Annotated in this window: 12 protein-coding genes; 4 read left to right on the top strand and 8 right to left on the bottom strand. The window is 54.4% G+C overall.

What is annotated here, in order from left to right; genetic code table 11:
- Positions 1-16: 16 nt before the first annotated feature.
- The 8 genes from ACQ3G7_RS13740 to ACQ3G7_RS13705 form a co-directional block, all read right to left on the bottom strand.
- A complete protein-coding gene (locus tag ACQ3G7_RS13740; RefSeq protein ID WP_430890234.1) occupies positions 17-1,444 on the bottom strand; it encodes a hypothetical protein in 1,428 nt (475 codons plus the stop codon).
- Positions 1,425-3,239, bottom strand: a complete 1,815-nt coding sequence (locus ACQ3G7_RS13735; RefSeq protein WP_430890233.1) for a hypothetical protein — start codon at positions 3,237-3,239, stop codon at positions 1,425-1,427. Before ACQ3G7_RS13735 ends, ACQ3G7_RS13740 begins: the two co-directional genes overlap by 20 nt.
- Complete coding sequence (locus ACQ3G7_RS13730; RefSeq protein ID WP_430890232.1) at positions 3,239-4,909, bottom strand: hypothetical protein; 1,671 nt, start codon at positions 4,907-4,909, stop codon at positions 3,239-3,241. Before ACQ3G7_RS13730 ends, ACQ3G7_RS13735 begins: the two co-directional genes overlap by 1 nt.
- A gap of 9 nt (positions 4,910-4,918) precedes the next feature.
- Complete coding sequence (locus ACQ3G7_RS13725) at positions 4,919-6,748, bottom strand: hypothetical protein (RefSeq protein WP_430890231.1); 1,830 nt, start codon at positions 6,746-6,748, stop codon at positions 4,919-4,921.
- A 75-nt stretch (positions 6,749-6,823) separates the two neighbouring features.
- Positions 6,824-8,968, bottom strand: coding sequence for a hypothetical protein (locus tag ACQ3G7_RS13720; RefSeq protein WP_430890230.1), 2,145 nt, complete (start codon positions 8,966-8,968; stop codon positions 6,824-6,826).
- 21 nt (positions 8,969-8,989) lie between these two features.
- Positions 8,990-10,426 (bottom strand): hypothetical protein, encoded by a 1,437-nt coding sequence (locus tag ACQ3G7_RS13715; RefSeq protein ID WP_430890229.1) that lies wholly within the window; start codon positions 10,424-10,426, stop codon positions 8,990-8,992.
- Positions 10,427-10,428: 2 nt separating this feature from the next.
- On the bottom strand, positions 10,429-12,180 hold the full coding sequence (locus tag ACQ3G7_RS13710; protein ID WP_430890228.1) for a hypothetical protein: 1,752 nt from the start codon (positions 12,178-12,180) through the stop codon (positions 10,429-10,431).
- 4 nt (positions 12,181-12,184) lie between these two features.
- Complete coding sequence (locus ACQ3G7_RS13705) at positions 12,185-13,783, bottom strand: hypothetical protein (protein ID WP_430890227.1); 1,599 nt, start codon at positions 13,781-13,783, stop codon at positions 12,185-12,187.
- An 831-nt stretch (positions 13,784-14,614) separates the two neighbouring features.
- On the opposite strand from ACQ3G7_RS13705, the gene ACQ3G7_RS13700 reads away from it, so the two are divergent.
- Genes ACQ3G7_RS13700 through ACQ3G7_RS13685 form a run of 4 tightly spaced genes read left to right on the top strand, consistent with a single transcriptional unit; the run spans position 14,615 to position 19,697 of the window.
- A complete protein-coding gene (locus tag ACQ3G7_RS13700; RefSeq protein WP_430890226.1) occupies positions 14,615-16,222 on the top strand; it encodes an ABC transporter substrate-binding protein in 1,608 nt (535 codons plus the stop codon).
- A complete protein-coding gene (locus tag ACQ3G7_RS13695; RefSeq protein ID WP_430890225.1) occupies positions 16,200-17,162 on the top strand; it encodes an ABC transporter permease in 963 nt (320 codons plus the stop codon). The genes ACQ3G7_RS13700 and ACQ3G7_RS13695 overlap by 23 nt, the downstream gene beginning before the upstream one ends.
- Positions 17,155-18,018 (top strand): ABC transporter permease, encoded by an 864-nt coding sequence (locus ACQ3G7_RS13690; RefSeq protein WP_430890224.1) that lies wholly within the window; start codon positions 17,155-17,157, stop codon positions 18,016-18,018. Before ACQ3G7_RS13695 ends, ACQ3G7_RS13690 begins: the two co-directional genes overlap by 8 nt.
- Positions 18,015-19,697 (top strand): dipeptide ABC transporter ATP-binding protein, encoded by a 1,683-nt coding sequence (locus ACQ3G7_RS13685; protein WP_430890223.1) that lies wholly within the window; start codon positions 18,015-18,017, stop codon positions 19,695-19,697. Before ACQ3G7_RS13690 ends, ACQ3G7_RS13685 begins: the two co-directional genes overlap by 4 nt.
- Positions 19,698-19,745: the final 48 nt, after the last annotated feature.

The raw sequence follows: 19,745 nt of genomic DNA, 5'->3' as shown, positions 1-19,745 counted from the left end.
TATCACAAGCGAGCTCTCAGGGCACGTAGATCACTTCAAACGTGGTTTGCTGGTCGGGGAGATCTTTCCTGCTGCCGCTGACGTAATAAATTTGCATATCGTAGTGATACACCAGTTTGCTGGAGGGGTTGAGGATCTGTTCCAGCACCGAGACCTTTACATCCACTTTCTGGCTGGTGTGATCTTTATCGAGTTCGATCGTTTTCCCGCCCACGCTTATCAGGATGCGGGAAATGGGTTTCGGGCCGTAGGGATCAAAGGCATCTTTATCGCTTCTGAATTCCAGCGTTTTGGTGATATCAACCGGTGCGGACTGCTTAATAAATGCCCGCGGGCTATTTTTGTATTTCGCGTTGAGCGCTAACTGCACCGGGATATTTTCCGGGTCAAATCCCACCAACTCGACCTTGAGGAAACCTTTAAGCAGCAGGCTTTGCTGCGCCGTGTCGAACAACGCATCCCAAATCTGTCCAAATTGTGATGACGGCAAGGTGAAGGCATCGACGATACCGCTTTGCAGGTCGATCAGCGCGTTTTTCTCCTCTGTCATGCCTGCCGGTAGCGAAAGCCGCAGGGTTAAGGCATGGGCGTTAGCCAGAGGAAACAGTTGCCCTCGCGGCTGTTCGTATTCATCGTGAAACACGGTTTTGGCGTTGGCAATGCGCGCCTGATTGACCTGCGGCAGGATAAAGTAATCAAACGTCACGTTGATCTGATCCAGCGAGGTTGCATGTTCCGGCGCGCTGAACGAGATGGATAACATTGGCTTATCATCGTTCGCGGCATCGGTTGCCAGCGCAAATCGATCCGGAAGGTAAAAAAGGTATTCCTGGTGGACATAGTCCTGGAAATAGTGATCGCTGTGCGCGTTGAACGGAATGTTCAGCAACTTGAGTTGCAGCACCGGCGGAGGGGGTAATAGACCCTGATAGATATAAGGGTAATAGGTCTGAGAGAAGTAAAACACCGTTGGCACGGTCACGGTGTTGAGCATCCCGTCGTGGGTTTTAAGGGCCACAACCAGCGTGGTCTGCGAATCATAACTGTCCAGCGCCCGCAGTAAGGCATCCCGTTCGCTCGGCAGCGACAGCAGCAACCGCGCCTGATATTTATTGCCGCCGGAGGGCTTTGTTTCCACCTGCTGGAAGCGCATCTCGGTTTCATCGCCGAATGTCGAGAAACTCAGCACCACATCAGGAAGGGTCGATACCGCCTGATTGAGATCGAAATCGAGGGTCATTATCCAGCCGGTCTCTTTTTTGGCGGTGGTGATTTGATAGCGAATTTCGCCCGAGACGATTTCGGTGCTCACCGCTGCCGTCAGATCGGTGGGTAGCGCGCGCAGAGCGCGTAGCTGCGGTTTCGCGACACCCGGAAACTGTTGCGCCGCATTCGCCAGGATAACCCTGTTGAGGGTGACCAGGTCAGTGAGGAATGTGTTCATAGGTATCCTTGATGGGGTGTGAAAGGGCTAATTGCCGGAACGCGTTCAGTTCGGTGGATGTCCAGAGATACTGCCCGTCATGGCGGCGATACAGCGGTATTTCCGTCTGGCTGGCGGGAAGTCGCCATTTCTCTAACGCTGCGATAAGCGGCGTCAGATGCGTAATGCCGCAACGTGCGGCGTAGTGCAACGTGACCAGCCACTCGTTGGGATGCGCGTAATAAGGGATCAGTTGATTGATGCGATCGTACTGGTTTTCACTCCACGCCAGCGCGTTGTCGAACAGGGTGAGGATACGGGCGGACGCCGGGATCACGCGGTTCTGCGCTTTGCTCACACACGCTATCAAAATCAACGCATTGGTATTGACGCAGCAATCGAGCTGCGCCAGCGTATTGGGTTCTTTCATCCAGCTATAAAAGGCCAGGCACTCCGCCCACTGGCATTGCGGTTCCGCCAGGCGACGATCCACCCGCTGGATCTGGTATGCGCTCAGCGTCGCCAGCGTATTCACGACCTCATCCAGAGAAATACGGCCAAATTTGTACAGCAACTCCGTGATGATCGCGGTGTCGTCGACGTCGGGAGCAAGGGTATCGCCCCGCATCCAGGCCGGGTGCGCACCCGCAGGCCAGAAGCGGTAACGTGCGGGCTGGCATGCGCAGGAGGCGATAAAATCGAGCGCTTTTTCAATGTATGGCGCGGTTTCAGCGGTATATTCCAGCGTGCGCAGTACCTGCGCGGTAACAAAGGCGTTTTCATCCCGATGCCAGCGGCCATCCGGCGTACGCACATACGAAGGAAAAGCCCCGCTCGCGGTCTGCCGTTGCAATAAACAACCCAGCGGCGTGGAAGGTTGTGGTGAGGGGGCAACGTTTATCGCCACCTCGGTAAAACGATCGTTCTGCGGGCTGAATGTGCAACTGATGGCGCAGCGGCCCTGCCTGTCGACGGAGAGACCGAGCACGTTGAATTGCAGAGGTATGTGCTTATCCAGCAACGATTGCAGCAACGGCATGGCGCACGCCTGCTGCGCCAGTAGCCTGTTGAGTGCATCGGGCACACGCGCATTACTGCCAAAAAAACGCGGTGCGACGGTGAAAACGGTAAAGCTCTCCGGCTGTTGTTGCTGGTAAACCACGCTGAAGCCGTAGGTGGTATACGGGAAATGCCCGTCACTTTGCGTTTGCGCCCGTGCCGCCGCCAGAAGCGGCATCAGCGCGGGCAGGGTGGTGTCACAGGCAAACAGCGCGCCAACCGCAACAATATCGTCGAGGGTGATTTCCGCGCTGTGCCACTGGAAATAGAACTCAACCGGCGAGTCGGCCTGGTCGGGATAGTGGCCGACCATCAGCAGTTGCAGGCCCGCTTCCGCCAGTTGCGCTGTGCTGTAGGGCATGCCCTGGTGGGTCCAATGCACCGGGCAGTCGCCGCCAGCGGGCACTTCGCTATAGATCTTGGTGCTCACACCTTGCTGACTGTATTTGCGTCCTTGCCAGTGACCAAAGCGCAGGCTGTCGCCGCATGCGCAGTGGAACTGCGGCAATTGCGCATCAAACGTACCCGCCAGACCCTGAGGCCTGGCGGTTGAGGTGGTAAATTCAAGCGGGCAGCCGTTCCACGCCAGCAGGCTGGTATTAAATGCCGCAGAGAGATAGCCCGATGCCAGCCGGGGCTCCAGAAAACGGGCAACATCTGCCCGTAATGCGTCAGCGAGCCACGGGGCTTGCTGGCACAACCCCTCTACCAGCGCATCCAGCGCCGCAGGCCGTACGGAAGTGATGCCCGTCACCATCAGGCATTCTCCTCTTTAAACGGCGAGATAATGATGGCGGGCGGGTTCTCTTCGCCTTTGAACAGCCGCGTTTTACCGTTCAGCAGGTAGTAGGTAATGGTGTAATTTACCGTCCAGGGTTTTTCTGTCAGGCAGCGATATTTAAAGATCTGCATTTGCGGTTCATCTTCAGAAAAGGTGAACTTTTTCGACTTGATGGTCTGCTCATCATCCTGATAGCGCAGTTCAACCACCACCTCGTTATAGTCATCCCACGGGAACTTCTTATCCGGCTTAATGCGGATTTGGTTAAAGGTCAGGACTTCCGTGGGATCGAGGTTCACCATGGTGGAGGCGCTGCGGGACGCCGGGTGGTAACTGGTGTTGCCTTCCCAGCCGGATACCGCCGCTGATTTAAACGCAAACTCGCTGTCAATCTGAAACAGTTCCTGGGTATTTTTGCTGCGGGCGATCTCCTTTTCCCACTTCCCGTTATCTGACGTAAAAGCATCCGGGGTGTAGATATTATTGTTGTATTTCACCGCCACCGTGGCGGCTTTCAGCCCGTACTGGTTAAAACCGTCCGGCCCGAGCACCTCCAGCTTAATTTTCTGGAAGAAGGGATCGTTAACATTGACCTCTTTAAAATAAGGCTTTTCTTTCTTCACGCGCAGCAGCTTACTGCCGATAAAATTCTGCGGCACGGCGGACTGGGTGATGGCTTTGGAAGAGGTATAGGTAAAGTTGAGCGTTTTGGTCTCTTCCCGGCGCACCAGCTTGATCTCCAGCGAGGCGCAGGGTAGCAGGCCACCTTTACCTTCTTTGCCGTCTTCGGACTTGCCACTGGCGAACAACGCGTCGAGAATCGAGTCGCTGGCGGATTTGGCCTGCGTATTTTTATCCTCGTTGGGTTTCAGCGAGGCGGTGAAGAAACTTTTCAGAATCTCACCTTTCACAAACTCCAGCGCCCACTCTTTTTCTTTGGCGGCTTCATCGCCGGGCAGGCTTTCGGTGACTTTGATAATTAACTTCTGCTCCTGCTGAAGTTTTTGCATCACGCTGTCGAAGCCAAGCCAGAAGCTGGCAGGCGTCTCTATTGGAATCGGAATGTTTGCGCCAAATTTGGTGTCGAATTCCTGGTAGATATTTTCAAATTTACCCTCAACCTCCACTTTCAGCGCGGGCGTAATGCCGGTGTAGGTCAGGTTATACGCTACCGCCGCGGGTGCCTGCATTTCGCTGAATGCCGCTTCAAGGATCACCGCCTGTTCCGGCGTCAGTTTTGCGCTAAAAATAGCGCTGTTTTTAGCGAACAGGCTTGGGCTTTGCGCACTGACCAGCTTGCCATTGGCGTTTTGCGCATCCAGTACGAAAAAGTTTACCGTGCCGTTGTCGTAAGGAACCTGTTGCAGGAGCGGGTTGGGCGGGGTCACTTTCAGCTTGCTTAAATAGGTTCTGAAGGCGCTTTTCAGGTCACTTTCCGGTATGGAGGTATCCACCTCAAAGTTAATATAACCACCTTGCTGATCGGCGCCATCCCCGGTGTATTTAATCAAGGTAAAAATGGGATTCCCCTCGCGCTCAGCGAGGTGGATATCGCCGGGCATATACCAGAACTGGTTGTCATCAGAATCATCAGCAAAGAAGGTGATGTTGTCGATGGTCGCGGTTTTTGCTCTGAGTAGTAACATAGCGGTTCCTTAAATGAGTTTGGCAATATCGATAAAATCAGCATCCGTGGTGGTGTTGATGCGCGGATCGTTACCGTTGCTGTGATCCGGCTGAAACTCGACCAGGATTTCCAGGGCAATGGTGCGGCAGTCGGCGTTCAGTTGGTCGGCGGAGAATGACTGCGGGTTCTCGCCATCTTCAGTAAACATCTGCATCTGCTGGAGCACGGGACCGTCAGGCCCGCTGTTGTAACTGAGAAACACCGTGGCTTGTCTGACGACCTGCCAGTCAAACCCGGCGGCAACCTGTAATGTGCGTTGCGGATAGAGCGTCGAAAAAATGAAAACATCCTGCCCGATAGCCTGGTTCAGCGTGACCGGGATATGCGGGGCATTGGCGGCATTGCTGTACTGCTTCGTGACGTCAAACTGCCAGAGATCGGCGTCCGGGAGCATCTGCGGGTAATTGACGTGCGTGGTGTGTTGATCGAGCAGGAAACTTTTCGCAATGCGATTGTTTTTCTGCCGTAAATGCTGGCAGATGACGGTGACCAGCACCGAGTCATACCAGTCCCAGTTAAAGTGCGACTGCGTTTTTATCGTAAAGTCATAGCGTGCATATAAAGACTCAACGTCGAGGAAGACGTCCCCCAGCGAGGTGCTCATCGGCCCGGAACTCACGCTTGCCAGGCCACCAATGGGCTGCTGGAAATAGACCGTAAACTGATAACTGACCGGCCAGACCATTTCGCCGGTGTTTGGATCGAGAATACTGGGACGGGAAAAGGTCTGCGGCTGTGGCGCACCGGCGTTGAACTTGAGCGCCTGGTTCTGCTTGCCATAGGTCATGTTTGCCACCACCAGCAGAATATTATCGTCAAGCTCCGGGTTGAGCAGATGCACATTGACCGTTCGGTGAGCAAAAAAATCATCCTTCAGGTCGATCATTTCGATCACGCGTTGCGGTTGATAATCGCTGTTTTCAACCAGCGCGCCAAAGAGTGCCTGAGGGTAGATGGAGCGTTTGACGGCGGTGGTTTCCGAAAGCTTCGCACTCAGACGCCGATTATCTATCTCCTTCAGCGAGACCTGCTGCAGATAAAAGCCAAAACGGGGGGGCGTCTCGGGCGCCTGATGGGCAAATACCGGGGTGAAAAATTCACTGATTAAAATAGTCGTCAATTCTTCACCAGCCTGAATAATATGGCTGTCGGGGTCGCTCTGACGGGTCTTAATCTTGACGGTGCGCTGGCTAATCAGCGTTGAAGAAATATCCTCAATATCAACCGATAAAATAAGGATATTAAATCCTACGCTGGTTTTTAAATAGTCGTATACCTCCTGCCAGTTTGCCTCCAGCTCAAACGTTGATGGCGGTAACTGTTGCAAATAATCCACTTTATAACTTACGGCAACAGGAGCGGATTGCGGGGAGCGTAATAACGCCACCAGTACCTCAATATCCTCTTTTTTCTCTATTCTGCCGAAGAGATAGCACACTTGTTCATTGCTCAGTGAGGCTCTGTTCACTTGCTCAGGCAGCATGGCGGGAATGTTTAAGGTTGCACTACAGGCTATCGCCTGCAAGGGTTGCAACACCGCATCCGCAGGGATTGCCGGGCAGGATCTCGCCGCAGCCTGCGCCGCAGCCTGGCTACTGGTCAACTGGGTTTGCAGTGACAGCATGGCATAATACACATCGCCCGGATCGCTGCTGTTGCGAAAGACCTGCAACTGCACGGCGGGCGTGTTATCGCTATGGAGAATGCACGTCGGCGTTGCCGCAATATAATAAAATATCGGGCGCTCCAGCGCGGCCGGAATAAAAGCAATATTGTTCTGGATAATGATATTGGACATAGCGGTTGTCCATCTTAATCAAGAGAGACAGGCGCCAGGGAATGCATTCGCGCATTACCCTGGCGGGAAATATCGCTAGCACTTAACAAACACAGTGGTGCCGGTGAATTTATCCTCAATCGTTTTTTCTGGTTTTTCGTTATAAACAATGGTTGCTTTATAACTGTATGCAGCCTCGTTACCGGCCTCATCCGCCATAACTTGCACGGTGAGTGATTTGACGATGGTTTTCTTGTTCTCCGGGAACTCGTCCACCGTCAGATTTTTGGTGATTTTAAAATGGTACCGCGGATAGTCGATATACAAGTCGAAGGAGATAAACGCCACGTTTTGTTCCGGGATCTGGAATACAACGTTAAAGTTCTGCTGCCGCGGCAGGGCGTTCTCGATCTGGATTTGGTTGGCTTTGGTGGTGGCGTAATCCGGCAACTGCGAACTGGAGTCCGAACCCGGCGGCACATAGGTCAGTTTACTGCCATCGACGGTGTGGTAGTCGGCGGTGAAGAAGATCGGTTCTTCCTGTTTAATACCAATCGGATAAATATAGGGCTGTGGCGGGTTTTTCTCGGTAACGATTTGGTTTACCGGGTTCTCTTCAATGCCATGTTTGAGATCGGAATATTGCGTTTTAACCACCACCTGCTCGAAGATTTTCCAGCCCGCCGGTGAGATCAGCGTGGCAATATCGGCATAGACGATACCGCACTGGGCGACGTTGATGGTTTCCACCAGGCTATCCACCACTTCGATAGGCCCGGAATGATAGGGTTTGGCATGGACGCCGGAGAAGTTAACCACGTAGGAGTAGCTGTAGACGCGACCGAGTTTCTGGTCGACATACCAGTAATCCGTTTTTTTCGGCTTATCGTTATCTTTGTCGAAGGTCAGCGTAGAGGCTTTGTCGCCATATTTAACTGTGACGATAACGTTTTCAATATTGTATTTCGCCAGATCGCGGGTGACATAGAACTCCGGTTGCAGGTGGCTATAGAACGGGTCGTCAAGATCGTACTCTTTAAAGTAATCGTCCAGTTTTTCGCCTTTCTGCAACAGCGAAAGGATCGAGGGGAGCTGCGTTTGCGGCGCGATGGTAAAGGACACCACGGCATTTTCTGAATAGACGCGGGTGAAACTTTGGGTGTCATTCAGGCTCTCTTTGAATTTATCGAAGCCGCCAGCATCGTTCAGCAGGTTCAGGCTCATATCGAGACCGGTCTGGCTACTGAGGATCTGCTCAACCTGTTTCTGCCCCCACAGGCGAAGCGACTCTTTCCAGGCGAGGTATTGTTCCGGGCTCATGCCCAGTTCCTCTGGCCCCAGGCCAATATCCACTTTGGAGGTGATCGCCTGCGCATCGAGGTATTTTTGCTCGATTTTTTTCTCATCGGCAGACCAGGTGTGGCGATCGATCGTTTGCGTCACCTCTTTGGTTTTTTCGCTGCTATAGCTGACGGTAACGCTTGCCGCCGGGAGTGAGGCATCCAGCGTGAAATTAAACCGGACGCCGACGCTGGCATTTTTTTCAGAGCCTTTGAGAACCTGTTCGAATAGCGTGGCGCCTTCGCCGGTCAGCGACAGGCTAAATACGGTATCGTTGTCACCCAGGCCCGATGGGGTCAACACCGTGGGGATCTCCCGGTAAAACGCCTTGTTATTATCGAGGATCAAGGTGGCCTGCGCGGTGGTATAACGCGGTTGTTGCAGCTTTATCTTTTTCGCTTCATCGGGCATCAGACGGTTTAAGAATTGATCATCGCCTTTGCTGGGATCGTACAACTCCTCATAGACACTGGCCTGTTCGGCGGTTAAGCCGGTGTTTTTCAGCGCGGTATCGCGGTCTTTTTCTTTCGTTTTGTTGGTCGGATCGTCTTTAAAGGCTTTATTGGCCTTCACGTACTTCACAATCAGCGTCGATTTGGCGCGCAGTTGCCCCGAAATGTTGTTATAGAGCAGGGCGCGGATCTTATCTTTCATCTCCTCCGTGGGCTGGGGCAGGTTAACGGTAAACTGCGCATAGCCGCCCTGCTGGTCGGTGCTGCGGTACTTGTAGAACATAAACTGTGGTTTCCCGTCTCGGGCGGAAAACACCGGAATTTCGGGCACGACGTAAAAAACGTTCTTGTCATTACTGTCGGCATAGCAGGTATAGGCATATTCAGTGAGACCTAAATAGCTGCTGACGGGAATTTTGACAGATTGCTGCAATGCGGTCGTTAACATGTGCGTTTCCTCTCAGTGATGTTACTTGATGTACTGCAACAGGATGGGGCTGACGGTGGACTGCTGTGGACCTGACTCGTACTTCTTCGACCAGTGTGACGCCGGTACGCCCTCCCAGCGGTATTCAATGCGCCCGTTCAGGTTTTCGGCATGGGTATTCAACAACCAGGTGCTTTGCCACTGGTTGCCGGAAAACTGAAAATTGGTGGAGACTTTTTTCAGCGAAGAGGTGGCGGGAACCCAGGTGGCGTTGCCGGAGATGCTGGCAAAAACGGTTGCCAGATGGCTGGCGTCGAACACCACGGTATTCACGCCAATGTCGGCTGGCCACAGGGTAATGTCCTGCTGCCAGAACAGCGTTTTCGTGAAGGTGGAGTAGTCGGCGAAGGTGACCGTCAACGCTATGTCGCCGGGGGTACCCTCGTTCTCCAGTGTGACCGGAGGAAATGCGGGCCACTGCATGGCCTGCGTTTGATTACCCCAGCGTAATTCGATGGCGGTTATTTTGTACTCGCTCGCTTTAAAACCCAGTTGTACGGTGCAGCGATGGTGCTCAACGGGTTTATCCGGCCTTGAGGGTTCTGGCAGTGGCGATGGGCTGTAGGAGACGATCGTGTCAAAAGGCAACTGACTGAGCAGCGGCGCAAGATCCTGGTCGTACTCCAGCAAATAACGCTGCGGCACGCTGTGGCTGTAGGTGATGTTATAGGTGATGTGATCGGGTAACTGGCTAATGCTGGTGACGTTTTTTAAGGTGTTACCGGTCAGCAGCGCCGCGAGGTTCACCAGTTCGCTGCGTACCAGCGCCCGGGTTTCCACAGACGATGAATTGACGTAGTGGTGGGTAAATGTGATCGCACCAACGTCAATTTGCTGATTAATCAGCGCAATCAGTTCCGGTTTCTGGCGGATGCCCTGCGTCACCGCCAGACGTAAAAAGGCGAGCCAGTCTGCGTCAAGCGCGCCGTCCGCCTGGCAAATGACCAGAAACGTCGTGAGGGTGTTAAGAAACACCTGGTTCGCCGTTCCCTGAATCGCGCCCGCCAACTGGCTGCTCTCGGTATGGGTCAGCGCCAGCTTTGCGTCGCTGAATTCCAGCCGTCTGGAGGTGCCGTCCGCGTTGTTAACAAACCGCAGGCCAATGGCGATCTGACTCTCGCATTGCATCAGTTGGACGTTCTGCAACCCTGGCGCAATATGCTGTTTGATCCACGCGGCAATGGCCCCTCTGTCTGCGGGGAGTTGAGGTGAAATAAACGTGGCGAGGCCGCCGCCGGGGCTGGTTATCAGGTGCAGGGCGCTCACCGGCGTATTCTGCATATCCAGTACCAGATCCGGGGTAAAACGGCCATAGGTGTACACATCCGCCGGTTGGGTTTGATCGTGAAAAGCAAACGCACTCTCCAGCAGAAAAAAATCCTGCAATGTTTGCTCCGGGTTGAGGTATTCGGCTGTCATGGTTAGGCCTCTATATCGATCGTTTGATCGCCGCTTACGTAATCCGACCACTCGCCAGTCCGTGTCCTGTAACGAAAACCCGCGGCGAATATTGATGTCACGGTCCAGCGATACTCAAAGGTAGGTTGCGAGTGGGTAAACGCATGTGCCTGGTCATCGTCCCGTCCCTGCGCCTGAAACAGCAGCTCCACGTAGGGCATCGTCGCCGGAAAGTGGACGGTTATCAGCGCACGCTGTGCGCCAAACTGCGGGAAACACCAGGCACCAATGGTGGTGCTTAACATCACGGGGGTTGGCAACGGGACGACGCCCGGCCCGGACACTTGCTCAGCGGTAAGCTCCGCGTGGTCCGCCTTGTCGAGTCGCGGATAGCTGAACCACTGCGCTTTCTCCGTTAACAGCAAGGGAACGTTCTTATCCTGACTGTGGAAGATGCCGCTTAACCGGCAGCTGGATGCAAAGCCAGGATCGATATTGATGGTTAAAAACGGGCAGGGCAGCGCGTTATAACCCAGCACCAGCGTGCTGCCAGTAAAGGGCGTGAGTTCGCCGATCAGAAACTGACGCCCGTGATCGGTTGACCAGGTAATACGCACCTGGTAGTGATAACTGTCTGCTCCGTCCGGGCTGTTGTTATAAAACTCACAGGCTAAATGGGTAGTTGTTGCCTGCAGCAGCAGCGTTTTTGTTTGCTCCGTGGGGTACAGCAGCCCCGGCGGGATCGTTATTTGCACATCAATGTTGACGCGATCGCTCAATCCCGGTGGCCAGGTGTAGAACAGATCGAACATCAGCTTGCCGTCTGGCATCGGCAGCGGTTCGGGATAATGCAGAATGGTGTTGATGTCGACTTTGGCGATCTGCTGCGCGGCGGCAAACGGATCAAGGGTGAAACAGAGTGGGCGACGGGTCAGTTCCTCCCGGAACAGTTCAATGACATCGTGCCCGTCATTCGGCATGTTCAGGCCAATCCAGGTGGTGTTGCTATCAACAGGGCCGGACCACGGCTGTCCGTAACGATTGTACAACCGGTCGAGCAACGCCTGGCTGAACAGGCGTATGAGCGCCGGATCCGTTGACGTGAACACCGGCGTGATGTTGAGCGGAAGTCGGGTGAGATGTTCAGCAAGATACCCGGCAAGTTGCAGGTAGTTAAAAACGACCAGATTGTCCGCTCGCCGCTGACTGCCCGGTACATTGTCGGCCAGCACGGTAATCAGCGTTTTCACATTCGTGTCGACGGTATAGTCCAGACGCGGGGAGACGCCGATCACGCCGCCATCCATCCGCGCACCAAAGCCGGTAATATCATCACGCAGGACTTTTTCAATCAACGCCGCGCTATGGACATCCAGCAGCACAATAAACTGAATATCTTGTGCGGTGTACCAGGTCGGGTCATAGGGGGCGTCGGTTAGCGTAGAGGGATACGCAAGCGGCGCGCTGAAGCCCAGTTGATCGGGGGACACCGGCAGCACGCGGATGCTGGAGTCCGGGTGCTGGCGACTGAAGTTCACCAGCGTCTTTTGGTCGGCAAACTGCAACTGGCAGGTAAACGCCAGTTTGCCGTAGATCACCTGCAGGCTATAGCTGCGGATAATATCCAGCGAAAACGCCAGCGGCGGCGGTTCCGTGGCAAGGATGGCGCTGTTCTGTGGGTAGAGATAGAACACCCCATCCTGCCGGTAAGCCGCGACGAAAAGGTGATCGTCGCTGGTGATGATCTGTTGGAAATCAGGATAGCCTTCGTACATGGCGCTATTTTCCCATTACCGTAATGTAGTTCTGGTAATCCTGACGCCACTCGTCGGGCAATTGATCCAGCACATTCACCGGGCGCTGGTTGTACTCTTCTTCGTACTGCCACTGCATCTGGCTGTCGCCCACCAGTACACCGTTGGCGTACAGCGTGCTGCGACCTTCCAGCCCATCGGCAAGGGGATCGTCAGTCGACAGATGCAGGTTATAAACGACCTGTTCATCCGTTGTTGTCTCAATGGCATCAATGGCGGATTCCCCTTCATGCGTTATCAGCCTGTGTTGCGACGTCAGTTCCTTTGCCAGCATGATGCCGCTGGGGGTGCAGATGGGGTGCCCGGCGCTGGTAGTCAGGCTTTGCGCGCCATGTTGAGGGGTAAAATGAATCACCCGACAATCGGATTCATTACCGCGAATGACATCTTCGACACGTAAATAACGCTGTTGCTGGGATAATACCCATTCGCCAGGCACAATCGTTTCAATATTTTTCTGGCTGCCATCCTGCATCGTAATTTGCGTACCTTTGGCCAGGCAGCCATAAACAATTTGCATTGGCTTTATGGTGAATGTATTAAGAAAACGCTGCTCGGGTAATACATTTTTGGGCGCGTTGGTAATAAAGCTGGCGACGTTTTTCCCGCCAGCGGAAACCCCCATTTTGAAAATATAATAAACATTTTCACCAGATTGAAAATCAACCGTTTTAAACCTCAGCCAGTCAAGATCCCAGGAAATGCTATTGCCGTTGATTTGCGTTTTGGGACTGTTAAACACATTCACATCACTGAGCGGGGTAATGGGATCGCCGCCCGCGCGTGTGCGAATAAGGTAAATGGCGTTCCATGCATTTACCGGACGCCCGCCGCTCATGTCAATATTATTTAAATAGGTAACCTGACCTTTAATGGGGACGCTGACCACGCCATTATAATCATGCCAGTAATCGCAGTCGGTAGACTCGCGGGTTAAACAAATTTTAATCTGGCTATTATGTTTCAGGTCGGTGGGGGAGGTATTAATGATTTCTTTGGGATAACTTTGCGAGGCAATCACTTCTGCGCCAAACACCGTTTGCTGATTAATGGTCTGCGCAAAGGTATAAATTACGGCGACGTTTTCTGTGTTTTCCTGCGGAGAGCGGGAATAAACACCGTTAGCCTGAATATGGCAATCCGCCGCGTTAATATAGGACTTGGTGTAATTTACCGCCCCCACGCTGTTGGCATCGCTGTCAAACAGCCCCAACGTTTGCGTGACATTGGTCGCCTGGGTGGGCAGCGATCCCAGGGCATCGGCGGTGTAATTCCGGCCATCCAGGGAGTTGATATCCACAATGCTGTAAACCGGCACCGCGCCGTTGACGCTGGCTTGATCAAGGCTGCCGGCGCTGCTTTTAAAGCGGGTCGCGTCGTTCCACTGGCGGCTGAATGCCGGGTAATTGCTTGGGGTGATGCCCGCCAGCGCCAGTTGAATGGCATAGAATCGCACCAGTAAGGGGTCATTGGCATCAATCGCGAATGTGCCTTTGTTTCCGTATTGTGCGATCACTTTTTTGACAATATCTTTGTCGTCATTGGAGTAGCTTAGTGTCGTCATACAATAATCCAGAAAAAGAGGAAAAAGTGATCCATTCCCACCAGGGAATAGATTGCAATTATGTTTATGAATAACAGTTTGTTGCTGTGGTTATACGGGGTTAATACGTTTTTGCATCAGTGTATTATTGGAAAATATTGTTCTTTATTGAATCAATGTTGTCTTTTTACGGCATGGCAATAATATATTAAGCATGGCTTAAATTATGCCAGGTAAAAACAGGCGAAACCCGTTGATGCCCCGTGCAGTAAGCCTGGGTTATTATTTCTTACGGTAATTGATTAATGTCTTTAATAACATATATTTTAGCGAGCATGGCGCTACCTCAGCAAGGGTATTCACTCCGTGTCTTTTGCCAAACAGTTTTGAGGTAACTACGTCATTAACAATATGCAGCAATATCAAAAAATACAACATTGAGAATAAAATAAAAATATTAACTATTTAAATCATGTGGTTAATGGCTTTTTGCGAAATTGTTATTAAGTGGTGTCAAAATATTTTAATTATTAAATAGTCTGCAAATAATGTTGTTGAAACATTGTTCTGGGTTAGATGGGGTATATATGATGTCTGATATAGTTGTTATTAATGTATACAATGCGAACAGACGCGAGTGATAACGCATAATAAGAGAATAGATGCAGAGAATCAGGTATCGAGCAGACGAATCTGAAAGAAAACCGGTAAACAGCGCGCCTCAGCCATGGTTTGTCGTGCTGATGAGCGCTAATTTCTGGCAAAGGATATACGTTTTACATCGTTTGCCGGTGGTTTTTTTCTTCCTAAGATGGCTTCGCGCCTTCACTACTCAAAAAGGAAGAAAAAGAGATGAAAAAACGTGTCGTTACCGCAGGCCGTATTGTCAGTTTGTCCCTTATTTCCGCCGTCATTCTGGCTGGTGTTGCCTTTCCGGGTTACGCCGAACCGCAGAAAGGTGGCGTGCTGCATGTGGCGCTGGGGAGCGATACGCCGATTATCGATCCGTCAATCACCGCCTATTCCGTCACCGCGCTGGTCACTCGCAATGTGGTGGATTCACTGGTGGGCCAGGCGGAAGATAACCGCTTTACACCGTGGCTTGCACAGCGCTGGGAAGTTAACGACAACAATACCGAATACACTTTTCATCTCCGCCAGGATGTCACCTTCAGTGATGGCACGAAATTGGATGCTGAAGCGGTAAAATACAACTTTGACCGTATTCTTGATCCGAAAACCACCTCCAGCTATTCCAAATCGTTACTTGGCCCGGTGGCGTCGATTACCGCGCCGGATCCGTACACGGTGGTGATCCGTTATAAGTCTCCGTTTGCACCGCTGTTGCAGGGGTTAAGTTTGCCCTATTTAGGTATTCAGTCACCGACCTACCTGAAAAAGAGCGCCAACACCAGTAACACGGTGGTGGGTTCCGGGCCGTTTATTCTTGACTCCTTTGTGAAAGGCAGTGGCAGCCGTCTGAGCAAGCGCGCGGATTATCACTGGGGACCGGGCTACGCCAGTCATCAAGGACCCGCCTGGCTCGATGGTATTGAGTTCAAGTATCTGCCGGAATCTGCGGTACGCCTGGGGGCGTTGAATAGCGGCCAGGTGCAGGTGATCGACGCCATTCCACCGGTGAACTACGCGCAGGTGAAAAATAACCCGAAACTGGACGTCATTACCCGGGAAAACCCCGGTGTGCCACGCGTCCTCTATCTGAATAGCGACACCGGCATCTTTAGCGATGTCAAGGTGCGCCAGGCGTTCCAGAGCGCTATCGATCGCACATCCGTGGTGAAGGCGGCCTTTTTCGGCATTCTGAAACCGGCGGATAATATCCTCGGGCCTGCGACGCTGGATTACGATCCGTCGATTGCCGGTAAGTGGGGGTTTGATCTGCAAAAAGCCAATCGCCTGCTGGATGAGGCAGGCTGGACGCAAAAAGATGGCGAAGGCTATCGGCTGAAAGAGGGCAAGCGTTTGTCGGTGCAGTTCAGCTACGCCTCCAGCGATGTGGAAGCGGCGGATGTGACGCTGTTCCAGGCGATTCAGTATCAGGTGAAGCAGGCCGGCTTTGAACTGAAACTCGATCCGCTGGATTCCGGCATCCTCAGCAGCCGCACGGCAGCGAATCACTATGACATTATCTCGAACTACTTTGTTCGCCCGGAGCCGGACATTCTGCGCACGGTGTTTCACTCCAACTACATTCCGCCAAAAGGGAACAACTTCAGCCGGGTAAAAGCGCTGGACAGTCAACTGGAAACCGCCGTGGGCGCCAGCGACGCGGAGCGTAAACGCCTCTATTACGCCATCCAGCTGCAGATCATTGATCAGGCGTGGGCGGTGCCGATTTATATTCCGGCGTATCAGTTGGGTAAATCGAAACAGGTGCAGGGTATTAGCTGGGCCACTAACGCGAAGCCGAACTTCTATGATGTCTGGATCCAACGTTAAGCTGCGGGCCGCAGGTAAACGGCTGCTGACCATTTTCGCCGTGCTGTGGGGCGCGGCGACGCTGACTTTTATTGCGGTGAAGCTGATCCCCGGCGATCCGGTGGCGATTCTGATGGGCAGCGCTAACAGCGTTGTGGATGACAGTTTCCGCGAAACGCTGACCCGCCAGTTTGGTCTGGATAAGCCGCTCTGGTTGCAGTATCTGCGCTATTGCGGCGAAGCGCTGACCGGCAACCTCGGGCAGAGTTATCAGTACCGGTTACCGGTGGCGCAGGTGATTGGCGGAGCACTGAAAGAGACCGTTCCGTTGGCCGTGAGCGCGTTAACGTTGTCGCTGCTGTTGGCGGTGAGTAATGCGCTGCTGACCGCCGGGCGCAACCCGCGCCTGCGTAATCTGCTGGCCGGGCTGGAGCTGATGTTGCTCAGTACGCCGGTTTACTGGATCGGCATTGTGTTGTTAAGCCTCTTCAGCTTTAGCCTGCAATGGTTTCCGGTGACCGGCAATGATGGCTGGATGTCGCTGGTGTTGCCGGTCGTAACGCTCAGTTTGCCGCTGGCGGCGATGCTCAGCCAGGTGCTGCGCGATGGGCTGGAAGAGGCGCTTTCCCAGCCGTTTGCGGTCACGGTGCGCACGCGTGGCGTCAGTGAAACGCGCCTGCGACTGCGTCATGCGCTGCGCCACGCGTCACTGGCGGTATCGACCCTGACCGGCACGCTGTTGGCCAGCGTGCTGGGCGGCTCGATCCTGACGGAAACGGTTTTTGGTCGTGCAGGGCTTGGCCAGGTCACCCTCAGTGCGATTGAGAACCGCGATATGCCACTGGTGCTGGGCGTGGTGATGTTCTCTGCGCTGCTGTTTGTGGTGATCAACCTGCTTATCGATGCGCTCTATCTGCTGATCGATCCGCGTCTGCGAACAAGGAGCCACGCCGATGAGTGATTTTCTGCTGGCGGCGTCCCGCCGCGTACGTGCGCGTTACCGCAACCCGTGGCTTGCGCCAGGCACCCTCATTCCCTTATTGCTGGTGCTGCTGCTGAGCGTGGCCGTGTGCTTTCCATCGCTGTTTACCCCTTACCGGCCGGACGACATGGATCTGGGGGCGATTTTACAACCGCCGGGGCTGAAGCACTGGTTCGGTACCGATCAACTCGGGCGCGACGTCTTTGCCCGCGTGGTGTATGGCAGCGCGTTGTCGTTGGGTATTGGCGCGGGCGCAACGCTTATCGCCAGCACGGGCGGCATTCTTCTCGGCACTCTCGCCGGGTTGGCCCCTCGTGCGGTGCGCCAGATGCTGGTGCGGCTGCTGGATGTGCTGCTGGCCTTTCCCGATCTGTTGCTGGCGCTGCTGGCGATCGCAGTGCTGGGACGCGGGCCGGAGAATACGTTACTGGCGGTCGGGCTGGCAGGCATTGCCGGTTATGCGCGGCTGGTGCGCGCGCAAGTGTTGCAGGTTAGGTTGTCCGGGTATGTGCAACATGCGGTTGCGCTGGGAGAGTCGCCGCTGACGATTATCCTGCGCCATATCATTCCCAACACGCTGCGCCCGTTACTGGTGCTGGCAACGGTCGGAATGGGTTACGCGGTGCTGTCCGCGTCGGCGTTGAGTTTCCTTGGACTGGGCGTTACGCCGCCCACGGCGGAGTGGGGGGCGCTGCTTTCCGAAGGGCGTAATTTCCTCGATAGCGCACCGTGGGTCAGCCTGCTACCCGCCAGCGTTGTCGCACTCTCCGTGATCGCCATTACGCTGCTGGGGCGGCGTTTGCAAACCATTATGGCCAAAGGCGGTATCGAATGAATACAGAGATCCTGCAACAACCGCTACTGCGCGTGGCGCAGCTGAGCGTCAGTTTTCCTTCGCCGCAGGGCGTGGTGGAGGCCGTAAAATCACTTTCATTCAGCGTTAATCCTGGCGAAGTCGTGGCGTTGGTGGGCGAGTCCGGTTCGGGGAAATCGGTCACTGCCCGCACGCTGGTAGGACTGGCAGGCGCCGGTGCGGCGATCCACGCCAGTGCCTTAACCCTGACAGGACGCGATGGCCAGGTGCAAGAACTGCTGAAGTGCGATACCCGACGCTGGCGGCAACTGCGCGGGCGGGAAATCGGTTTTGTCTTACAGGATGCGCTGACATCGCTCGATCCGCTGCGTCGTATTGGCCAGGAAGTGGCGGAACCTCTGTTGACTCACGGGCTGGTGCGAAAAGTGGAGGTCAGTCAACAGGTGGCAGCGCTGTTGATTCAGGCGGGGATCCCCGACCCGCATAATCGCATGGCGCAGTACGCTCATGAGCTCTCCGGCGGCTTGCGGCAGCGTGCGTTAATTGCTTCCGCGCTGGCGGCCGGTCCGCGTTTGTTGATCGCCGATGAACCGACCACCGCGCTGGATGCCACCGTGCAAAAACAGGTGCTGAACGTTTTCCGCGCGCTGGCGGATGCCGGACATGGCGTGCTGTTGATCACCCACGACCTGTCGGTGGTTGCGGATATTGCCGATCGGGTGGTGGTGATGCAACAGGGGGAAGCGGTGGAAAGTGGCACGGTGCAGCAGGTGTTGCATGCGCCGCAACACCCCTATACCCAGCGTTTGTTGGCGGCCATTCCGGGTGCGGGCACGCGTGGGCAGTGGTTGACCGGGAGCGATCCGTTGGCGCATACGCCGGTACGTGAGCATGTCGTGACCGGGAGTGCAACGCCCGTGCTGGCGGTGGATAACGTCTCACAGGCGTTTTCATTGCCGGATGGCGGCGTATTGCAGGCGGTGAATAATGTGTCATTGCAGGTGGCCTACGGCGAGACATTGGGCATTGTTGGTGAATCCGGCTCCGGAAAAACCACGCTGGGTAAACTGATGCTGGCGCTGCAAACGCCGCAGCAGGGCGAAATCCGTCTTGGCGGGCAGGCCTGGAGTACATTAACCGAAGGTCAGCGGCGTCCGCTGCGTACACGCATTCAGACCATTGTGCAGGATCCGCTCGGCTCCTTTAATCCGCAATACACGGTGGCGCAGTTGCTGCAACAGCCGTTGCGGTTACATACCACGCTTTCTGCTCCGGCCCGTCTTGCCCGCATCGAGACGTTACTGACGCTGGTGGGGTTAAGCCGCGACCTGCTGAGCCGACGCCCGACGACATTATCCGGTGGCCAGCGGCAACGCATTTCCATTGCTCAGGCGCTGGCCTGCGAGCCGGACATTCTGATCTGCGATGAGCCGGTCTCGGCACTGGATGTGACCACGCAGGCGCAGGTGTTGGATCTGCTGGTGGCGTTGCAAAATCGTCTGCGCGTGTCGATGGTGTTTATTTCGCATGATTTGGGCGTCGTGCAGCATATGAGCCACCGCATTGCGGTGATGAAAGATGGCGAAGTCGTGGAGAGCGGCGGGGTGGAGCAGGTATTCAGCGCGCCGCGTCACCCCTGGACCCGACAGTTGCTATCCTCCGTGGAGCCGCTGCCGTTACGTAATTATTCTGCCGCGTAGGCGTCAATAAAGCCTGTGGCGGCAGACATTGTTTTTACAATCCGGGGT

It is taken from the genome of Kosakonia sp. N21 (assembly GCF_050587465.1).
In the GTDB taxonomy this organism is placed as follows: domain Bacteria; phylum Pseudomonadota; class Gammaproteobacteria; order Enterobacterales; family Enterobacteriaceae.
The sequence above is the reverse complement of the archived record's forward strand: the minus strand, read 5'-3'. Positions and strand labels throughout refer to the sequence as shown.